The following is a 16,982-nucleotide window of genomic DNA, read 5'->3' as shown; positions in this document are numbered from 1 at the left end:
GCACGAGCGCAATGCTCACAACTTCCCGCTTGACCTGGCTGCTGCTACTGCCACCCCCGTGGCACTGACCGCACCTGCAATCGGTTGATAGTCAACAGCCCAGCTACGGCTGGGAAATCACGGAATCTCAAAAGCTCCCTCTCACCAGGGGGCTTTTTTATTGGCTGGGTGCCCTACCTCGATCTATCACCAGCCACGATGGGACAAGCTCTTACTCTCGCCGTGCTTTTGAATCCCTTCTGCTTGTTCACTACAGCCCAGGTATTGGCTCTTAAAGGCACCGTGCTGTTGCTGCTCACCCTGCTGATCAAGGCCAGAATTCAAATAGTGGCTGGTTCGGCGCTCGGGATCTTCCTGCTGCTGCTCCAGACCCTGGTGTTTCTGGCAGTCGGCGGGGGGCTACTCCTGGCGGGCGGTGGCGCTGCGTTTGTCGCCACACAGCGACGTCGGTCCGCACAAGCCTGATCGCCATCCATAGCGGTTTAAGTCTCCCCGGCGACGGAGCCGGTGATGCAGCAGTTGCTCGCGGCTGAGGATGGCGTGGTGCGCACAGCCACGGCGGCCCTGGCCCAACTGAACGCGCCGGTAGGGTGACGCCATTAATGGTGTGTTTACGGGCTGGAGCCAACTCACGGTGATCAACACCGCCAAGGCGCTCACGATCGTGCTGCTGCTGGCGCTGGCGACCGTGATCGGGGTGCAGGACATGCGCCAGGTGCTCTACCTCAGCCTGCACATCAGCTACTGCCTCTGGTGGCTGCTGGAGCAGTGGCTGTTTCCCGAGCGAGCCCGCCAACTGTTCAACGAGCGCGTAGGGGTGGTGAGCTTTGGCTTCGCCCTGCTTTTCATAGGCGTGCTCTACAGCCTGCCGGGGCTGCTGGCCTTTCTCAATCCCGTGCCTATATCCCAGGCCGCCGTGGCCCTGGCACTGGTGCTATTCAGCTTCGGCAGCCTGATCAACGCCAGCGCCGATGCCCAGAAAACCACCGCCAAGGCGATGGGGGCTGGCCTGGTGAGCGATGGCATCTGGCGGCGCGTGCGCCATGTGAACTACCTGGGCGATCTGCTGCGCTACCTGAGCTTCGCGGTGGTGGCTGGCAACATCTGGGCCTACCTGGTGCCGGCTCTGGTGCTGCTGATCTACCTGCAGCGCATCGGCCAGAAGGAAAAGCAGATGGCAGCGAAATACCCGGAATTCAGCGTCTGGCAGCAGCGCAGCTCCCGGCTGCTGCCAGGCATCTGGTGAGCTCAGGGACCAGCAGACCCCGGCTCTCAGCCGACCTGCCCTGCGTGCCCGTAATGCCCTTGTGCTGTGGGCGCAGCAGAGTTTCAGGACTCGTCTAGCAGGCTCAGCGCTTCCATCACCTGAAGGCGAATGCCGCCCAGCCGGGTCCAGGCCCGTACCGCATCTTTTCTGCTCTGGTAGGGGCGCCAGTAGTCCTCAGCGATACGGCGCTGGAAATGGGCTGCCACACGCAGGGCAACGGCGACATCGCTTCGCATTGCCAATCGCAACGTTGTACTCCCGATCACCACATCAGCAGGCATGGCGTTGGGGAGTAATCAGGAACTGGCCAGGCTCATTCTCTGCCCTTCCCAGCCCCTCTCGGGCCAGGATCGGGAAGCAGCCTCTGGTCCATTCAACAGAATCTGCATCGCCACCGCAGTGATCAATAGACCCATCAGGCGCTGCAACACCTGCCGGATCAACCGCCAAGGCACTTCCAGGCAGTTGATCACCGCTACACGACTGACACGCCTCAGTAGGGAAGCGCTTACGGCGTCGACTTGGCCCACAAAATTGAGCCATCCCACCGCCAGGGTGGACAGGCTTATGTCGATGGCGGGGTGATGCCCAGAGCTTGGGCGCCAAAGTGCCGCGTCATGTCGGTCTGCAGATGCCAAGCCGTCAGCAACGTTTTGGCGATGCGCCTGAGCTCGTCCACGTCGTTGCAGGCATCGATGGCTCTTGCCTGGGTCTCAACAACGAACTGGCGACTGAGGTCACAATCCAGCATGGCCTTGATGCAATGTTGCGAAACGTTAAGCAGTGGTAACGCCAGGCGCGGCCGGTTTCCCGCATGATTCCAATTCCTGTGTCGCAGGCTTCACCCATGCCACCGGGCTACCAGAGGGCAGCAGCCGCCTGAGCTGGCGCGCCTATTGGCAACGTGGACGCCGGCAGATCAGAAAACAAATCCTGCGACTTGAGGATGGCAGACAAATTGAGTTGAGTCTCCAAAAGGCAGGCATGCCCACTATCCGGAAGCTGAACGATTGTGGTGTCTGGAAGAAAGCGTGCCAATCGCTTCGCTTCGCGTTGAGAAGGCAGGAGTCGATCCGCTTCTGAGGCCAGGATTAAAACAGGCTGACGTACGCGATCCAGGGGCAGATCCTCCAGGCGGAACTGACTAAGCAATGCCAATCTCCAGGCAGCGCTTTGAGGCCTCACAGCCTGCATGGCGGCCAGCAGCTGATGCCGCCTGGGCCTGCTGACCCGATGGGATGCAATCAGCAGATTGCACAGACTGAAGGTGGAGAGCTGGTAAATCGGTTCCGGCAGCAGCTGAGTCAAAGAGCTGCAGGCACCGATCCAGGGTTGACGCTGAGCTGAGGAGGCGGGATTGATCAGAATCAGTTGGTCACACAGCTTCGGAAAGCGTGTGATCAATCTCAACGCCAAACAACCACCAAATGATTCACCACAAACTGTGGTCTTTCGCCCAGGATGCCGTTGCTGCTCCATCTGGATCAGTGCGGCGACATGCTCGGTCAATTCTTCCCATCCTCTGAGGTCGTCTGGAGGAATAGACAAGCAGCGAATGTCAAAGCCAGTGCTGAGTCCAGCAACCTGTGGTTGCAGCAGCGCACCACTGCCGTCCATGCCCGGCAAAAAGACAAACAGCGGTCGTGATGCCGTTACAGATGTACAAGTAATGAGCCGCAAAGACTTGGGGGTGATGATCATGATCAAGGAGTACTAATAAGCATCAGCGGGCCAACAATTCAGCGATCTGACTCCAACAGGCTTGGGTGAGCTCTCGAGCTGTAGTAGCTCCGCCGCTACCTCGATACCGAGATTTCCAACTCTCATCGATCAGCAGAGGATGGCCAAAGAGAACATCAACACGCCGATAGAGGATTGCAGAATGCCAGCCATCGCGTTGAAACAGTGCTTCTGATGGATCAAAGCGCCGAAACAAGGCAAGCGGAGCAAGCTTTCCCCGTTTTTCCTCCCTTGAAGCAATGGCAATCGGCAGGATCGCAAGGCCATCCACCGGCACCCTCAGGGCTAAATGGGCAAAACCCCTGTAGAACGGGCTGAGCTGCTGAGGGGCGTTGACCTTCACCATCGGGTCCGCACCCTCAGGAAACACGCCCACTACCTGATTGGCTTGCAGAAACCCGGCCGACTGCCGGAAGAACGATGCCTGCCTTCTCTGATCTGCCTCGAGCGGAAAGGCGCCCATCAAGGCAATTGCCTGCTGCAGTAGCGGCACTTGACTCATGTAATAGTGACAGGCGAATCGCACAGGGCGGCCAATCGCCTTCATCAGCACGGGAGCATCAAGCAGGCTGCGATGGTTGCTGACAATAAGAAGTTTATTTTTGGCAGGTATTCTCTCAAGATTGTGCAACGAAACTGATATTCCAGCGGCATCCAGCAGACTGCGAGACAGTTGCAAAGAGAGGGGCTGCTTCATGCTTGCTGTCTTGCCACTCACAGAGATGTGATCCGAGCTTTTATGCTGAATTCCCCTATTTCAAGGGCAATTCATATATCTATGCTGCAAATAGTCTTCAGTTGAAAAGGGCCGGTGCGAGCTTTAATTCTGGCGGTTAGCCGCACAATTGTGCCGCTTGGATTTAAGCGCTGATGGGCGGGCGATCCATTCGGAGCAACTGGAAACGCCCCTCCCCTCGACTTGTCGTCAGGCAGCCAGGGCCAGGGAGAATCGGCGCCTTGGTCCGAACGGCTCGGTCACCTCCTTCAGCACCTGGAGCTGCAGATGTGGCTGCGGTGCGACCCGGCAGCCCAGCTGGATCTGCCCTTGATCGAGCAGGCGGCCCAGCCGCTGCATGGCTGCCTGCTCGGTCCTGGCGAAGTGATCTTGCTGGCTCAGCAGCCAGTCGATCTCAGATTGGGTGATCACCCCGGAGCTCAGGCTCTCGAGGAACAGTTCGCCAGTGGTCATCGTTTTTGTAACGAACTAGTTACATACTGGCTGCCTGGCGGAGCATCCGTGAGGCCTGGCGCTCCGAGCCGCCGCCCGGAAGCTCCGCCATTACAGGGCTGGGCTGGATGTCCGCGGCGCTTCACGTTCCTTAATGAAGCTTGCCATGATTTTTGAAAACGACCTCCCACCCCGTGTCCACGTACACCCTGCTCGAACTGTTCGGCGGCTTCATGGCCGCCTGTGTCGCCCTTTGGTTCATCTCGATGAACAGGTTCGTCGCGATTGACTTTCCCGCCTCTAGGTCTGCACCTCTGGCTGGGCTAGTAGCAGCAGTGGCGCCTGCCGTCCGCGCCTACCTGCAGCGCCCAGGCTTGCTGGCTTCCGTCGGTCTGCTGCTGCTGCGCCTGAGCATCGGCGGACTGATGATTCACCACGGCCAAGAGAAGCTCGCCGATCCCCAGCAGTTCGCCAACACCTATGTGGCCTCGCTGCACCTGCCCTTCCCGCTGTTCTTCGCGTACGCCGCCGGCTTCTCGGAGCTGATTGGCAGCTGGCTGGTGATCCTTGGCCTGCTTACGCCCGTGGGTGCCCTGGCCCTCAGCGGCACGATGACGGTGGCGGCCTATCAGCACATCTCCACAGCCGGCTTCAACATCTATGTGCTGGAGCTGGTGGTCCTCTATCTAGGCGGCAGCCTCGCCCTACTGTTCAACGGCCCCGGTCGCTTCTCCTTTGATGCCGGCATCGTGCCGGCTGTGCTCGACGACCTCAGCGCGACCAATGACCTTGAGCCTGCTTTCTCCTCACTGGACGCTGGCGAGCTGCGCGCCATACCGGTAACCGTCAACTCCAACGCCCGCGGATGAGCGGGCGTGTTGCTTTGGCCTTCTTCCTCTGGACTGACCTCCCTCGATCAACAGGGACCGAATCGGTAGGGGGAAATTGATGCAAGCATCCTTGGCTTTTGCTGCCTCCCTGCCACGTTTGTTGGATCGGCACCCCAGCTACTGCCCTGACTCACGGCTATCGCCATGAACCCACCGCTGATCTTTGTGGTGGCCCCGGCACTACAGCTGCCTGACGCCACCACTTCTCATGAGGTTCTGCAGCAAGCGCAGGCCGCAGTGCCCTCCACTGGTTTCGCTCTGCGGATCTTCAACCGGGGCGCTGAGCATCCCGATCTGGAGCTGCTTCCACTCGATGGTCGTCTTACCGGAGAGCAACGCCGCAGCAGTGATGGCACTCAGTTGCTCTGCGCCGCCCTGGTGGTTCGGATCGAACCCCGGCACCACTGGCTTGGTGTGTACCAGGGCGATCCGGAGGACCCAACCTGCCTGCGGTGCCTCGATCGCGTGGCGCTCAGCGAGCTGAGCAACGCCACCTGCTGGTTTTACCCCACCCACGACGGCACCTTCCTTAGCTGGGAGCGTGGCCTGCACCTCACCTTGAAGCCGGGCTCGATCGTCGATTGTCCTGAGGAGCTGAGTTCTGCGCCCTACGACCGCAGCCTGATCTCCGTGCTCTGGAGCCTGCTGGGCTCCGACCCGATGGCGACCTGGGGACGGTTCAGGGTCGACAACCAGGCCGAGCACAGCCTTGTCGTGGAGGACTGTCTAACGGTCTTCCCAGCTCCGCCGTTAGCGGGCTGATGCTTCCGGGCCGCCCAGTGATGACGCCGCTCCACTTTTGTGGCTGTAATAACCAGTTTGGCCGCATTCGTGATGCCCAGAACTGAAAAAAGTGGAAGCAGATTCAGTTAGGAAGTACGCCACTGACAAACAGATCGATCAGCTCAGGCTGCTGTGTCGCCCTCACTTGCCTGAAATGGAATACCGACGGCGAACTTTCGGCTTTTGATCTTCAATTAGTCCTAGGCCGATTGGCGCGGGTAGATCAGCATTTCGCCGCTATCTGGGGGAACAATCTGGATCTCGAACCCTGTCCTTCGATCAGCTGAACGCCATTGTCAGGTGCGGATCAGCCCAAGCCGCATCGTCAGCAGAGGCAGGCTGGCCCACGCTGCAGTGATGGCTTTCGTGAGCCGGGCCTCCGTGGCCGTGAAGGATTGCACCGAGACCAGGCCGGACTGGTTGCGAGCCTTAAGGATTGCTTTAGGTTTTGGCCGTGCTGGAGCTGCCGGTGGTTCAATCCTTTTCGCTTCTCGCCGCCACCGGTCTGGCAGGGCTGGCCCTGGTGAGCCTCTGCATCGCCTTCCTCTTCTGAGCATCCTGTTTTTCTGAACCGCTGCGTGTCTGTGGCGGCGCGGTGCCGGCTGTGATCCGACATCCTTGGCCCTATTCCAGCTGACGTTGGTGCCCCTCGATCCCGCCACCCTCCAGCCCCTGCCGAGCACGCCAGCGCTGAGCGGAGTGCTCGAGACCCTTGCCTTCTTTCGCGATCCTGATTTCGCCCGCTCTCGCTTCGAGCGCTACGGCGATGTGTACGAAACCATCCTGCTGGGGCAACGGACCGTATTCATTCGCGGTGGCCAGGCGATCGGCGACCTGTTTGCCCAGGGCGATGCGGTTCAGGGCTGGTGGCCCGACAGTGTGCGAGAGCTGCTGGGGCCCCTGTCGTTGGCGAACCGCAACGGCGCCGACCACAAAGCCCGCCGCCGGGTGGTGGGCCAGCTGTTCGCCTCTGCTGCCCTCAAGCGCTATAGCCCGACGATCGTGGCGCTGGTCAACGAGCTCAGCCAGGAGCTGCTCGCTTCAGACGCGCCGGTGGCCCTGGTGCCAAAGCTGCGGCGTTTTGCCTTCAGCGTGATTGCGAGCACGGTGCTGGGGCTAGACCCCATCGATCGCGAGGCCCTGTTCGTAGATTTTGAAACCTGGTGCCAGGGTCTCTTCTCACTTCCCCTGGCGTTGCCCGGCAGCCCCTACGCCCGTGCCCGCCAAGCCCGCCAACGTCTGCTTAAGCGTCTAGGCGCTGTGCTCAAGAAGGCGCAGTCCGCCATGGCATCTGGAGCACCCATCGCCGCCGGCGGCCTTGATCTGCTAGCCGGTGGCCTCGATCAAGCCGGTCTCCCCCTGGGCGACGACGACGTGGCGGAGCAGCTTCTACTGCTGCTGTTTGCCGGCTACGAAACCACCGCCTCCGCCCTGAGCTGCTTGCTTCTGACCCTGCTGCAACACCCAGCCGAGCTGGACTGGCTAAGGGAGGAACTCGACGTCTTGCAGTGGCCGCCGGAGGAGGGGGAGGCTGGGAGCGCCACCGACGCCCTGCGGGCGCCGCGGCTCGATGCAGTCGTGAAGGAGGTGATGCGGCTGACCCCGCCGGTGGGTGGTTTCTTCCGCCGCACCCTGAAGCCCATTGCCCTAGCGGGTGTACTGGTGCCAGCCGATCGGGTGGTGCAGGTGAGCATCGCCGCCAGCCAGCGCCATGGGGCCGATACGGAGGATCTGGCAATCTTCTGGCCGCAGCGACATTTGGACGGTGACACCACGGTCACCTTGCTGCCTTACGGAGGTGGTGAGCGGGTGTGCCTGGGCAAGGCGCTTGCGGAGCTGGAAATCCGGCTGCTGGCGGTGGGGCTGCTCAAACAGGTGACCTTGGCGCTGGAGGCGGATCAGGACCTGACGCTCAGGGTCATCCCTAGCCCCTCGCCGGCAGATGGCCTGATAGTTCGCGCTCGTTCCACAGCCAGCTAAGCCTCCAACTTCATCAGCACGGGGGCCTCGGATGGGAACCGTGCTGCTTCTCAGGCCCCTCTGCCGATTTTCCGCAGCCACGTCGGCGAGGACTGCAGGCCAGGCACTGCTGCGGGTCTCCGCTGTTCAGGTCAAAACTTGAGGGGTTGGGCTCACGGGATTGAGGCAAAGTGGCCAGCGGTTAACAATTCTTTGCACTAGGTTTACGGAAAGAGATTTCCACCCTTTGAACGACCTCCTGGCTGCTGTCTACCTGATCTTCTTTGCGCTCATCGCAGGTGGAGCTTTTGCCTTGATGAGTCAGAACCTACGTGGCTCCGCTTCTCTTGCATCCCAAAGAAGTGGCGCCAAGCCAAGGCGCCATCCCGAGGCTCCCGAGCCCGGTGACGAGGTCCTCTACGTCGACTTCAGCCGGGAGCGGCTGGAGGAGCTCTATCAACAGGCGTCGTAAGCCATCAGCTCACCACACGACTTCTGCTGCAGAACCGGCGCTACTGCGGCAGGGCTAGAGGAAATCAACTGGCAGCACCTCGCTGTGCAGCTGGTGATTGTGCATTACTTTCACTGGCGCACGGCTCAGGTGATCCGGGGTGAGTATCAGTGGAGCTGGCTCAATTGCAGCTCCTGGAGGGTCAGGACTTAGCCCTGGTCAGAGCTGAGGAACTGCTGGCAAGCTCGATCTGGAGCACCAAGCTCGGCAGCCATCGCCCCTCGCCGATGGATTACGGGAGGTCATTCAGCACGTACTCACCCAGCAGACTTGAGATACAAAAATGCCCTGAGCCATAGCCCCGGGCATTTGCTTGCTCAGCCGTGTTGCCTACCCGAGAGGGTCAAGCGGAGCTTTTGGAAAAGCTCAGAAACAGAATGGAAGGAACTGGATGCGGCAGGCGGCCTAGCCAGCTGCATTGCTGCTCAGCAGCAGATCGCCGCTGAGCCCCCCTGGCGCGGTCAGCACGTTTCTTCTTCAGATGCCTGCACTGACTTGAGCCGGCCTGCCGCCGCAGTTCTGCCAGGTGCTGAGCAGTCCGTTGAGCTCGGCATGGAGGGATTTCAAATCGGCAATCCGCTGCTCGATCTCGCCGGCCTTGCCTCGGATCGTGGCCTGCAGGTTGTCGCAGGTGCACATCCCCGATCGGCGGGCCTCCAGTACGGCTTTGATTGTGGGCAGCGGGAGCTCAAGCCCCCGCAGGGTGCGGATTAGTGCCAGTTCTCCGTACACCGACGCATCAAAGAGCCGGTAGTGGCCCTCACTGCGGCCTGATGGTTGCAGCAGTCCCTGATCGCAATAGAAGCGAATCGTTTTCACGGAAACGCCCGAATGGGCAGCTACCGCGCCGATCTGCTGGAGCTCCTTGGCCGTTAATTCCGCCAGCTGTCGCGCAGCCACTTGACTCTCCACCAAGGGGAGACCCCATCGTAGTAAGTAATCCGACTCCTTGGCCATGCCCCGATTCGCTGCATCGCTTTTGCTTGCTGGGATGCTGACCACTCCGGCCCTGGCCCAGAGCGATCCCCACCACCATCACCACCATCAGGCCGCCCCTGCTGCAGCTCCCCAAAGCCAGGCACACGCCAGCCATAGCCACGATGTCGGCCCTGCCGGCGCCACCTACGACCTGCGCTGGCTCGACGCGATGGTGCAGCACCACACCGGCGCGCTGCGGATGAGTGAGTTTGTGTTCGACATCGGCGTACCCGGCGTGGGCTCGCTCGGTAAGGACATCTGGGGGGATCAGGCCCAGGAGATCAAGGCGATGGGGCAATGGCGCAAGGCCTGGTACCCCGAGGCACCGGTCTATCCCGTGGCCCTGAAGGCCGGTAGGGATCCCAACAGCATGGAGAGCCTGGAGCGCATGAGTTCCGCCCAGATTCAGGCTATGCAGATGACGGGCTCCACGCCAACACGGGACAACCGCGTCACCTGGTTCCTTGAAGGAATGATCACCCACCACGGCGGTGCCCTGGTGATGGCCCACGATGCACTCAAGAAGAGCAGCAACCCCACCATTCAGCGCTTGGCGCGGCAGATCATCGTTGCCCAACGCCGCGAGATTCTCGAGTTGCGCCGCATGCTCAGGCATGACGGACTCGATAAGCCTGAGTACTACCAGTTTGATGCACTCTTCTCCTTTTAATAACAGCCAGCCTCCTGCCCATCCCCAAATGATGTCTTACTTCCTCTCGCGCACCCGGATCACCTGGAACCGCAATCATTGCCTCGCTGTTACCTTCGTGGCACTGGTCTTTGCCCTGCAGCTGCCAAACGAGGCCCTGGCCCACGCCAAGGGCATGTACCAGACCCAGGCGGAAGCCGAGAAGCGCGCTAAAGAGCTTGGCTGCAAGGGCACCCACCAAAACAACGGTCTCTGGATGCCCTGCAGCGGTGAGTCGATGCTGCATAAGGAGCTGAGGCAGGAATGATGAAGATGCCTCGTGCCCTCAGCGCAAGGTTCCGTCGGGCCCATCGTTTGGTGGTGCCCCTCGCGGCCGCGCCCCTGCTGCTCACTGCGGCCAGTGGCTCCCTCTACAGCCTGTTGCTGGAGCGGGGGATCGATGCGTTCTGGCTGATCAAAATTCACACCGGCCGCTTTGGTCCGATCAACCTGCAGCCTTACTACTCGTTGCTCCTGGGTGCTCTCACCCTGGTGGTGATCGGCTCCGGGCTGGCCATGCTCCTGTCCAGCGCCAGATCGCGGGCCTGATCCATCAAGTGCCGCACAGTGCCCATGAGCAAGCTGCCGAATTTCATAGGAGTAGCGCCATGCACCCATGCAGGACAGACGCCGCGTCTATGTAACCAGATCAATACTCCTATTGTTAATGCGCGACGAGGAAGCATTTTGTAATTAGAGCTTAGGTCAAGCCAAGATTTTCCAGCCTGGATTTAGTGAGGTTTGGTGCAGTTGAACCAAGATCTATCCAGGTCGTTTGGGAGGACTTGCTCACATCAACCCTGGTTCGATCCGCACCCCTCAACCTTCCACTGGACGCGTTGCTGCAGGAGATCGAGGCGGTCACCCCCGATCGCTCGGTCCCGGTTGTGTGTTGCTGTGCAGGAGGGAACTACGGCGCCATTGCGGCTGCTGTACTCCTCGACCACGGCTAGCCCAACGTGCAGGCCTATTAACGCGGCTTGCAAGTGCCTCAGTAAACAAAAGAGAGGTCGGCCAGCCTTGCTGCTTTGACTGCCCTTCATGACCTCTTTCAGTTAATTGAGCCGTTTCTCCCTATTTGCAGTCAGAACACTTCAGATCCGCCACACTGAAATTAATGAGGTCCTTGAGCCATGCACGCTGAAGCGGCCACATCCGGCCCGATGGCCAAAGATCCGATCTGCGGCATGGTCGTGCCCACGGCCACAGCGATCTCGGCCCAGCGGGCCGGCCGCTCCTACTACTTCTGCAGTCAGGGCTGCCGCCAAACCTTTCTGGCGCCAGAGCAGGAGCTGGGGCGCATGCGGCGGCGCATTGGCATAGCCCTGAGCGGGGTGTTGGCTCTGGCGGTATTGCGAGCGGCTGGCTTCCTAGCCCTTGCCACTGGCGTCAGCCTGCTCAGCTGGGCGCCGATAGCCCAACTGCCCTGGCTCACCTGGGGGGTTTGGTTATTTCTGCTGGCAACCCCCGTGCAGGTAATTGGCGGTTGGGGCTTCTACACAGGCGCCTGGGCCGCCCTGCAGCGGCGGGCCCTGAACATGGATGTGCTGATCGCCCTGGGCACCTCAGTGGCCTACCTCTACAGCGTGGTGGTGGTATTCGCGCCCCAGCTACTACCTGTGGGTGTAGACGAGCGTGGCGTCTACTTCGAGGTGTCGGCGGTGGTGATCGCCTTCGTCTTGATGGGCAAATACATGGAGGAGATCATTAAGCAGCGCTCCTCAGCGGCGGTGCGGCGGCTGCTGGATCTGCAGCCAGCCACGGCCACGGTGATCCGCTCCGGCCAGGAGATGACCGTGCCCGCAGAAGCCATTCAGCGCGGCGATCTAGTGCTGGTGCGGCCGGGAGAAAAGGTTCCTGCTGATGGCGTCGTGCTGGAGGGGAGTTCATCGGTGGAAGAAGCACTGATCACCGGTGAATCCCTACCGGTGATCAAGCAGGCCGGCTCAGAGCTAATCGGCGGCACGATCAACGGACGCGGGCTACTGCGCTTTGAGGCCACCCGGGTGGGCGCTGACACTTCCCTGGCCCAGATCATCCGCATCGTGGAGGAGGCCCAGGCCAGTTCGGCGCCGGTACAGCGCCTGGCCGATCAGGTGACTGGCTGGTTCGTGCCGGCGGTGGTGGGTGTTGCCTTTACGGCCTTTGCCCTTTGGACCCTGGCCGGCAACTTCAGCGGTGGCCTACTGGCCTTCATCGCCGTGCTGGTGATCTCCTGTCCCTGCGCCCTGGGCATCGCCACCCCGGCGGCGTTGATGGTGGGGGTGGGCAAGGGCGCCGAGCTGGGCATCCTGATCCGCAGCGGCGAAGTGCTGGAGCGGGTAGAGCGGCTCACAACCGTGGTGTTCGACAAGACCGGCACCCTCACCCTGGGCAAGCCCGCCCTCACCCAGGTGGTGACCCTGGGCCCCGCCATCCGGGAGCAGGTGTTGCAACGGGCCGCTGCGTTGGAATACGGCTCCGAGCACCCCCTGGCGGCAGCTGTCCTGAACGCCGCGGCGGATCAGGAGCTGGAGCTGCTGCCCGCCACCGAGTTCGAGGCCCTGGTGGGAGAAGGGGTGCAGGCGGTTGTGGATGGCCAAACCCTGTGGCTGGGCAACCGCCGCATGGCGGGCCGGTTCGTGCCGCAGCTCAGTGAGGCCGTGCAGCGACCCCTGCAGCAGCTGGAAGCCGCCGGCAATACGGTGACGCTGCTGGGCCAGGCCGCCGAGGTGCTCGGCCTGCTCGCGGTGGCCGACACCGTGCGACCGGAGGCCAAAGAGGCGGTGGCGCTGCTGCAGCGGCGGCGCATTCGGGTGGTGATGCTGAGCGGCGACAACCGCACCACGGCCCAGGCCATCGCAGCCCAGGTGGGCATCACCGAGGTGATCGCCGAGGTGAGGCCGGCCGACAAAGCCGACACCATCCGTGCGTTGCAACAGGCCGGCCAGGTGGTGGCCATGGTGGGCGATGGCGTCAACGACGCTCCGGCGCTAGCGGTGGCCGACATCGGCATTGCTATTGGCACCGGCTCCGATGTAGCCAAGGAAGCAGGAGATTTGCTGCTACTAGGCAACGATCTGCGCGATGTGGTGACGGCAATCGGTCTGTCGCGGGCCACGATGCGCAAGATCCGCCAGAACCTGTTCTGGGCGTTCATCTACAACAGTCTCGGTGTGCCGGTCGCCGCCCTGGGCTTGCTCAACCCGATGATCGCCGGTGCCGCCATGGCTATCAGTTCGTTGTCGGTCATCGTCAACTCATCACTGCTGCGGAACTACCGCAAAGCCACGGTTTGAGGGCAGCAGAGTCTTTCGTATTTGAAGAGATGCTTGCTTAAACAAGAAACGACCAGCACCAATTTGCATTAGGTCTGCAGATCCCATGACTCAGTGTCTTGATCAATGGCGGCACGACCTGGCAAAAACGGGGATCTATGGGCGCCTGCGCCACCCCGAATACCTGGGCCTCATTCTGGTGATGACGGAATTCCTGCTGCAGTGGCCAACTTTGTTGACCCTGCTGATGTTCCCGGTTCTAGTAGTGATGCAGGTGCGGCTGACCAAGCGAGAGGAGCGGGACGCCTTGCGGGAATTCGGGGACCGCTTCCTGCGCTACTAGGCGGAGGTGCCGGCCTGGATCCCGCAGCCCCGCAGACGACAGACTTGACTCTCCCCCTACTGGAAGCCCTAACTTAAAAATGTGCTGATGATTGGGGTATGGCTTTTTCTCCGCGTCGCCCGTCTCTTTGGCTACTCGCGCCCATTGCTGCAGCCTCGCTTGCCGCAGCCGGACTGCTCACCCCGGTCATCTCCGCGCCAGGCGCCACGTCCAAATCCCTGCCTCTGGTCACGGCCTATCGCACAGCCAGCTGCGGCTGCTGCAAGGGCTGGCTGCAGCACATGCGTGCAAATGGCTTCCAGGTGCGCGATGTGGTGGTGGCCGACCTTGGTGCGATTAAACGCCGCCTGGGAATTCCGGCGCAGCTGAGCTCCTGCCACACCGCCCAGGTGGCCGGCTACGCCCTGGAGGGCCACATCCCTGCCAGCGACATCAAGCAGCTCCTGCGTAAGCGACCCGCCGTGGTCGGTATTGCTCTGCCCGGCATGCCGCTCGGTTCCCCTGGAATGGAATCGGCCTATTGCAAGGAGCCCTTCACGGTGATGTCCTTCACACGAGGAGGGAGCGTTCAGCCCTTCTCGGCCCATCGCAGCTGACGAGGTCCCATGACCACCCGCCTACACCGCCGTCAGTTCCTCTTTCTGGGTATGGGCAGCATCGCCACTGTCCTGGCGGGCGGTGCGGTGGTGCGCTCCATGCAGTCCTCCTCCCGCGGTTCCAGGCCTGCTGGGGCAGCACGGCTTTCGTCCTCAGCAGGAGAGCTTGAACTCGACCTGGTGGCCGAAGCCAGGGCCGGAACCATCCCTGGTGGTCCGGCCAAAGTGCTCACCTACAACGGTCGCTCACCTGGCCCCCTGCTGGAGGTCAACCCCGGGGATCGGGTCCTTATTCACCTGCAAAACAGGCTGAATCAACCCACCAATCTGCATTTCCACGGACTGCACATCCCACCCACCGGCAGTGCCGATAACGTCTTTTTGCATGTGGCTCCTGGGGGATCCACCACCTACGACTTCACGATCCCCAGTAATCATCAGGCTGGATTGTTCTACCTCCATCCGCATCAGCACGGTGTTTCAGCAGATCAGGTCTTCGGGGGGCTGGCGGGCACCCTGATCGTGCGTGGTGCGCTCGATCGGATTCCTGAAATGGCTGCTGCATCAGAGCACGTGCTGGTGCTCAAGGACTTCGCCAGCGGTTCAGGAAATCCTGGCTCTGCCATGGGGATGGGGCGGATGCTGGGCCGGGAGGGGCCACTGCTCACGGTGAATGGGGCCCTCAATCCCGAGTTGTCGATTGCCAGCGGCGGCCTGTTGCGCCTTCGTTTGCTCAATGCCTCCAATGCCCGCATCTACCGGCTGGCACTGGAGGGCCACACCATGCAGCTGATCGCCACCGATGGTGGGGCGATCGCAAAGCCGGAGCTACTGGAGGAGCTGCTGCTGGCTCCCGGCGAGCGGGCCGATGTGCTGGTGCAGGGCAACCAGCGCGTGGGCAGCTACAGCTTGCAGGCTCTCCCTTCCCAACCCAGCGGCCACATGGGCATGGGCGCGATGGGTAGTCCTGCCGGCAGCGGAAGCACCCTGGCCACGCTTCGCTACAGCGGGGCGGTGAAGCCACTGGCGTTGCCAATGGCACTCATCCCGGTGCCAGAGATGCCGGCGCCGGAGCGCACCCGCCGCTTTGTGATGGGCCATGCCATGGGCGGAATGGGTTCCCACGGCATGGGCATGGGATTTCAGATCAATGGTGCGTCCTTCGATCCCAACAGAATCGATACCCGCGTTGAGCTGGGAAGTACAGAAGACTGGGTGATCGTCAATAACGATGTGATGGATCATCCCTTCCATCTTCATACCAATTCCTTCCAGATTGTGAACAGTTCAGAGCAGCGGCCAGCCCCGCGCGCCTGGAAGGACACCATCCTGCTCAGAGCAGGCCAGGAAGCAACGATTCGGGTGAGCTTCCAAGACTTTCCAGGACGCACGGTCTATCACTGCCACAACCTTGACCATGAAGATCTGGGCTTGATGGGCGTGCTGCAGATTGATGGAAAGCCATCCTGATCTTCAGCGGCAGGTTTGGTTCTGCCCAGGAGCTGCGTCCTCGCGGCAACAATCGCCCTATCCATTGCTGCTCCGCCCGCTGCCGGCAGGGTCCAATTCACTCCAGCAGGAGTAGTGGATTATCTGGCAGCCGCTGCCAGCGGCCGAGGTGCTGGCTGAGATCCGATCGCAGCAGCACTGGGGCTGCGGCGTACGCGCACCCGAACGGTGCAGTGCGCCGCTCCCATGTATTCGATCAGGGCCTCACGAGCCTCATGCTGCAGCTCCTCAAGAGTTGGGGCACTGATGCGGATTGGCAAGGTTTCGGCCTGGGCCTCTAGGTGGCCGGGGCGTTCGCTCAGAACGCGGAAGACGACTTCACGCATGCGGGGGTATCTCCTTCTTTCCATCTCCATCCTTGGACTGATGAGGCGAGAGCGCAGGTACGGCCGGATACGGGGAACCGGCCCTGCGGGCACCTGTGCTTGCAGCGTCAGGAGAGCCAGCCACGTGCAGTGGCCAGGCGAGAGCCTTCTTGTACCGCCTCGATGCAGCGGTGGGCGCGGCGTTTGGCATCGTCCTGCCCCTGGGCTCGCAGTACATATGCCTCCATCGCCTCGGGCGTTTCGATCACGGCCAGCAGGCCAGCGGTTCGTGCAGCTAAGGAGCCAGCAGCAAGCAGACGGCTCACCAAGCCGAGGTCCCATAGCTGCTCCCCGGTGGAACCTGGAGCGAACAGCTCCTGGCGCAGCACCTCCAACAACTGCTGCTTAAGGGCATCAAGCTGACCGGGCCGCAGCCGGCGGCTGTTGGGCAGCCCTTCCGCTCTCCCCGCTGGGATCACGGCTGGACGATCCGGCGCGTGCTCCACGCTCCAGCTCAGGCCCGTGCCCGGCACTCCCACCGTGGTGCGCGCACCACCACTTCGGGGATGTTGAACGAGGCACCCCGCCCGCCAACGGAGATCGAGCTAAGCCCACCCTTGCTGAAATTGAAGCGCAGCGGGCCCAGGCGGGTGGAGCGGCGAAAGCGGAAACCCATGGCTCAGCGGCTCTTGACGCAGTAGCCGCCTGATGAATACCAACCCAGCGGGCATCCCTTGCCGCTCTTTTGAATCGCTTCCCGCTCGTTACTGGGACTGCTGAGGCAGTAGTTGCCAGAGGAATAGAAACCCAGCGGGCAGCCAGCGCCGCTTTTCTCGATGGCGCCGCGGGTGTTACCTCCAGAGCTGGGCACGCAGTAGCCGCCAGAGCTGTAGTAGCCAAGCGGGCAGCCTCCCACTTTGGGCAGCGGTTGCACCGGCTGCTGGTCTAGGGCACTTCCTGCCGCCAAAGCTGCAATCGCGCAGGCAAG

General features: G+C 61.7%; 24 protein-coding genes. 13 read left to right on the top strand and 11 right to left on the bottom strand.

Features of this window, described 5'->3' with window-relative positions; genetic code table 11:
• Positions 1-198 precede the first annotated feature (198 nt).
• Positions 199-465 (top strand): hypothetical protein, encoded by a 267-nt coding sequence (locus KBY75_RS14400; protein ID WP_255024424.1) that lies wholly within the window; start codon positions 199-201, stop codon positions 463-465.
• 169 nt (positions 466-634) lie between these two features.
• Positions 635-1,246: an isoprenylcysteine carboxylmethyltransferase family protein gene (locus KBY75_RS14395; protein WP_255024423.1), complete on the top strand. Its 612-nt coding sequence runs from the start codon at positions 635-637 to the stop codon at positions 1,244-1,246.
• Positions 1,247-1,329: 83 nt separating this feature from the next.
• Here the strand turns inward: KBY75_RS14395 and KBY75_RS14390 are convergent, their stop codons facing one another.
• The 6 genes from KBY75_RS14390 to KBY75_RS14365 form a co-directional block, all read right to left on the bottom strand.
• Positions 1,330-1,548 (bottom strand): hypothetical protein, encoded by a 219-nt coding sequence (locus KBY75_RS14390; protein ID WP_255024422.1) that lies wholly within the window; start codon positions 1,546-1,548, stop codon positions 1,330-1,332.
• Positions 1,549-1,563: 15 nt separating this feature from the next.
• Positions 1,564-1,815, bottom strand: coding sequence for a hypothetical protein (locus KBY75_RS14385; protein ID WP_255024421.1), 252 nt, complete (start codon positions 1,813-1,815; stop codon positions 1,564-1,566).
• A gap of 17 nt (positions 1,816-1,832) precedes the next feature.
• On the bottom strand, positions 1,833-2,018 hold the full coding sequence (locus KBY75_RS14380; RefSeq protein WP_254936247.1) for a hypothetical protein: 186 nt from the start codon (positions 2,016-2,018) through the stop codon (positions 1,833-1,835).
• A 107-nt stretch (positions 2,019-2,125) separates the two neighbouring features.
• Complete coding sequence (locus KBY75_RS14375; RefSeq protein ID WP_255024420.1) at positions 2,126-2,968, bottom strand: alpha/beta fold hydrolase; 843 nt, start codon at positions 2,966-2,968, stop codon at positions 2,126-2,128.
• A 22-nt stretch (positions 2,969-2,990) separates the two neighbouring features.
• Positions 2,991-3,704: a lysophospholipid acyltransferase family protein gene (locus KBY75_RS14370; RefSeq protein WP_255024419.1), complete on the bottom strand. Its 714-nt coding sequence runs from the start codon at positions 3,702-3,704 to the stop codon at positions 2,991-2,993.
• Positions 3,705-3,932: 228 nt separating this feature from the next.
• Positions 3,933-4,196 carry a hypothetical protein gene (locus KBY75_RS14365; RefSeq protein ID WP_255024418.1) on the bottom strand — a complete coding sequence of 88 codons (264 nt, stop codon included), beginning with the start codon at positions 4,194-4,196 and terminating at the stop codon, positions 3,933-3,935.
• 173 nt (positions 4,197-4,369) lie between these two features.
• On the opposite strand from KBY75_RS14365, the gene KBY75_RS14360 reads away from it, so the two are divergent.
• The 4 genes from KBY75_RS14360 to KBY75_RS14345 all read left to right on the top strand — a co-directional run bounded on the left by KBY75_RS14360 (position 4,370) and on the right by KBY75_RS14345 (position 8,279).
• Positions 4,370-5,044 (top strand): DoxX family protein, encoded by a 675-nt coding sequence (locus KBY75_RS14360; protein ID WP_254936251.1) that lies wholly within the window; start codon positions 4,370-4,372, stop codon positions 5,042-5,044.
• Between the two features lie 165 nt (positions 5,045-5,209).
• On the top strand, positions 5,210-5,827 hold the full coding sequence (locus KBY75_RS14355; protein WP_255024417.1) for a hypothetical protein: 618 nt from the start codon (positions 5,210-5,212) through the stop codon (positions 5,825-5,827).
• Between the two features lie 711 nt (positions 5,828-6,538).
• On the top strand, positions 6,539-7,828 hold the full coding sequence (locus KBY75_RS14350) for a cytochrome P450 (RefSeq protein WP_255024427.1): 1,290 nt from the start codon (positions 6,539-6,541) through the stop codon (positions 7,826-7,828).
• Positions 7,829-8,054: 226 nt separating this feature from the next.
• Positions 8,055-8,279, top strand: coding sequence for a hypothetical protein (locus tag KBY75_RS14345; protein WP_255024416.1), 225 nt, complete (start codon positions 8,055-8,057; stop codon positions 8,277-8,279).
• A 516-nt stretch (positions 8,280-8,795) separates the two neighbouring features.
• Here KBY75_RS14345 and KBY75_RS14340 read toward each other — a convergent pair.
• Positions 8,796-9,218, bottom strand: coding sequence for a MerR family transcriptional regulator (locus KBY75_RS14340; RefSeq protein ID WP_255024415.1), 423 nt, complete (start codon positions 9,216-9,218; stop codon positions 8,796-8,798).
• 91 nt (positions 9,219-9,309) lie between these two features.
• Here KBY75_RS14340 and KBY75_RS14335 point away from each other — a divergent pair, with 91 nt between their 5' ends.
• From KBY75_RS14335 to KBY75_RS14305, 7 genes are all read left to right on the top strand, one after another.
• Positions 9,310-9,966, top strand: a complete 657-nt coding sequence (locus tag KBY75_RS14335) for a DUF305 domain-containing protein (protein WP_255024414.1) — start codon at positions 9,310-9,312, stop codon at positions 9,964-9,966.
• Positions 9,967-9,997: 31 nt separating this feature from the next.
• A complete protein-coding gene (locus tag KBY75_RS14330) occupies positions 9,998-10,252 on the top strand; it encodes a DUF3721 domain-containing protein (protein WP_255024413.1) in 255 nt (84 codons plus the stop codon).
• A 5-nt stretch (positions 10,253-10,257) separates the two neighbouring features.
• Positions 10,258-10,533 carry a hypothetical protein gene (locus tag KBY75_RS14325; RefSeq protein WP_255024426.1) on the top strand — a complete coding sequence of 92 codons (276 nt, stop codon included), beginning with the start codon at positions 10,258-10,260 and terminating at the stop codon, positions 10,531-10,533.
• A 584-nt stretch (positions 10,534-11,117) separates the two neighbouring features.
• On the top strand, positions 11,118-13,262 hold the full coding sequence (locus KBY75_RS14320) for a heavy metal translocating P-type ATPase (RefSeq protein ID WP_255024412.1): 2,145 nt from the start codon (positions 11,118-11,120) through the stop codon (positions 13,260-13,262).
• 85 nt (positions 13,263-13,347) lie between these two features.
• Positions 13,348-13,584 carry an isoprenylcysteine carboxylmethyltransferase family protein gene (locus KBY75_RS14315; protein WP_255024411.1) on the top strand — a complete coding sequence of 79 codons (237 nt, stop codon included), beginning with the start codon at positions 13,348-13,350 and terminating at the stop codon, positions 13,582-13,584.
• A 98-nt stretch (positions 13,585-13,682) separates the two neighbouring features.
• Complete coding sequence (locus KBY75_RS14310; RefSeq protein WP_255024410.1) at positions 13,683-14,180, top strand: DUF411 domain-containing protein; 498 nt, start codon at positions 13,683-13,685, stop codon at positions 14,178-14,180.
• Positions 14,181-14,189: 9 nt separating this feature from the next.
• Entirely contained in the window at positions 14,190-15,650 is a 1,461-nt protein-coding gene (locus KBY75_RS14305) for a multicopper oxidase family protein (protein WP_255024409.1), read from the top strand.
• Positions 15,651-15,769: 119 nt separating this feature from the next.
• On the opposite strand, the gene KBY75_RS14300 is transcribed toward KBY75_RS14305, so the two are convergent.
• The 4 genes from KBY75_RS14300 to KBY75_RS14285 form a co-directional block, all read right to left on the bottom strand.
• Positions 15,770-16,015 (bottom strand): hypothetical protein, encoded by a 246-nt coding sequence (locus KBY75_RS14300; protein WP_255024408.1) that lies wholly within the window; start codon positions 16,013-16,015, stop codon positions 15,770-15,772.
• Between the two features lie 107 nt (positions 16,016-16,122).
• Complete coding sequence (locus KBY75_RS14295; protein ID WP_255024407.1) at positions 16,123-16,500, bottom strand: hypothetical protein; 378 nt, start codon at positions 16,498-16,500, stop codon at positions 16,123-16,125.
• Positions 16,501-16,508: 8 nt separating this feature from the next.
• Complete coding sequence (locus KBY75_RS14290; protein WP_255024406.1) at positions 16,509-16,670, bottom strand: DUF4236 domain-containing protein; 162 nt, start codon at positions 16,668-16,670, stop codon at positions 16,509-16,511.
• Between the two features lie 3 nt (positions 16,671-16,673).
• Positions 16,674-16,961 carry a hypothetical protein gene (locus KBY75_RS14285; RefSeq protein WP_255024425.1) on the bottom strand — a complete coding sequence of 96 codons (288 nt, stop codon included), beginning with the start codon at positions 16,959-16,961 and terminating at the stop codon, positions 16,674-16,676.
• Positions 16,962-16,982 lie beyond the last annotated feature (21 nt).

Origin of the sequence: Cyanobium sp. T1G-Tous, from assembly GCF_024345455.1 — a bacterium.
Lineage (GTDB): Bacteria > Cyanobacteriota > Cyanobacteriia > PCC-6307 > Cyanobiaceae > Cyanobium_A.
The sequence above is the reverse complement of the archived record's forward strand: the minus strand, read 5'-3'. Positions and strand labels throughout refer to the sequence as shown.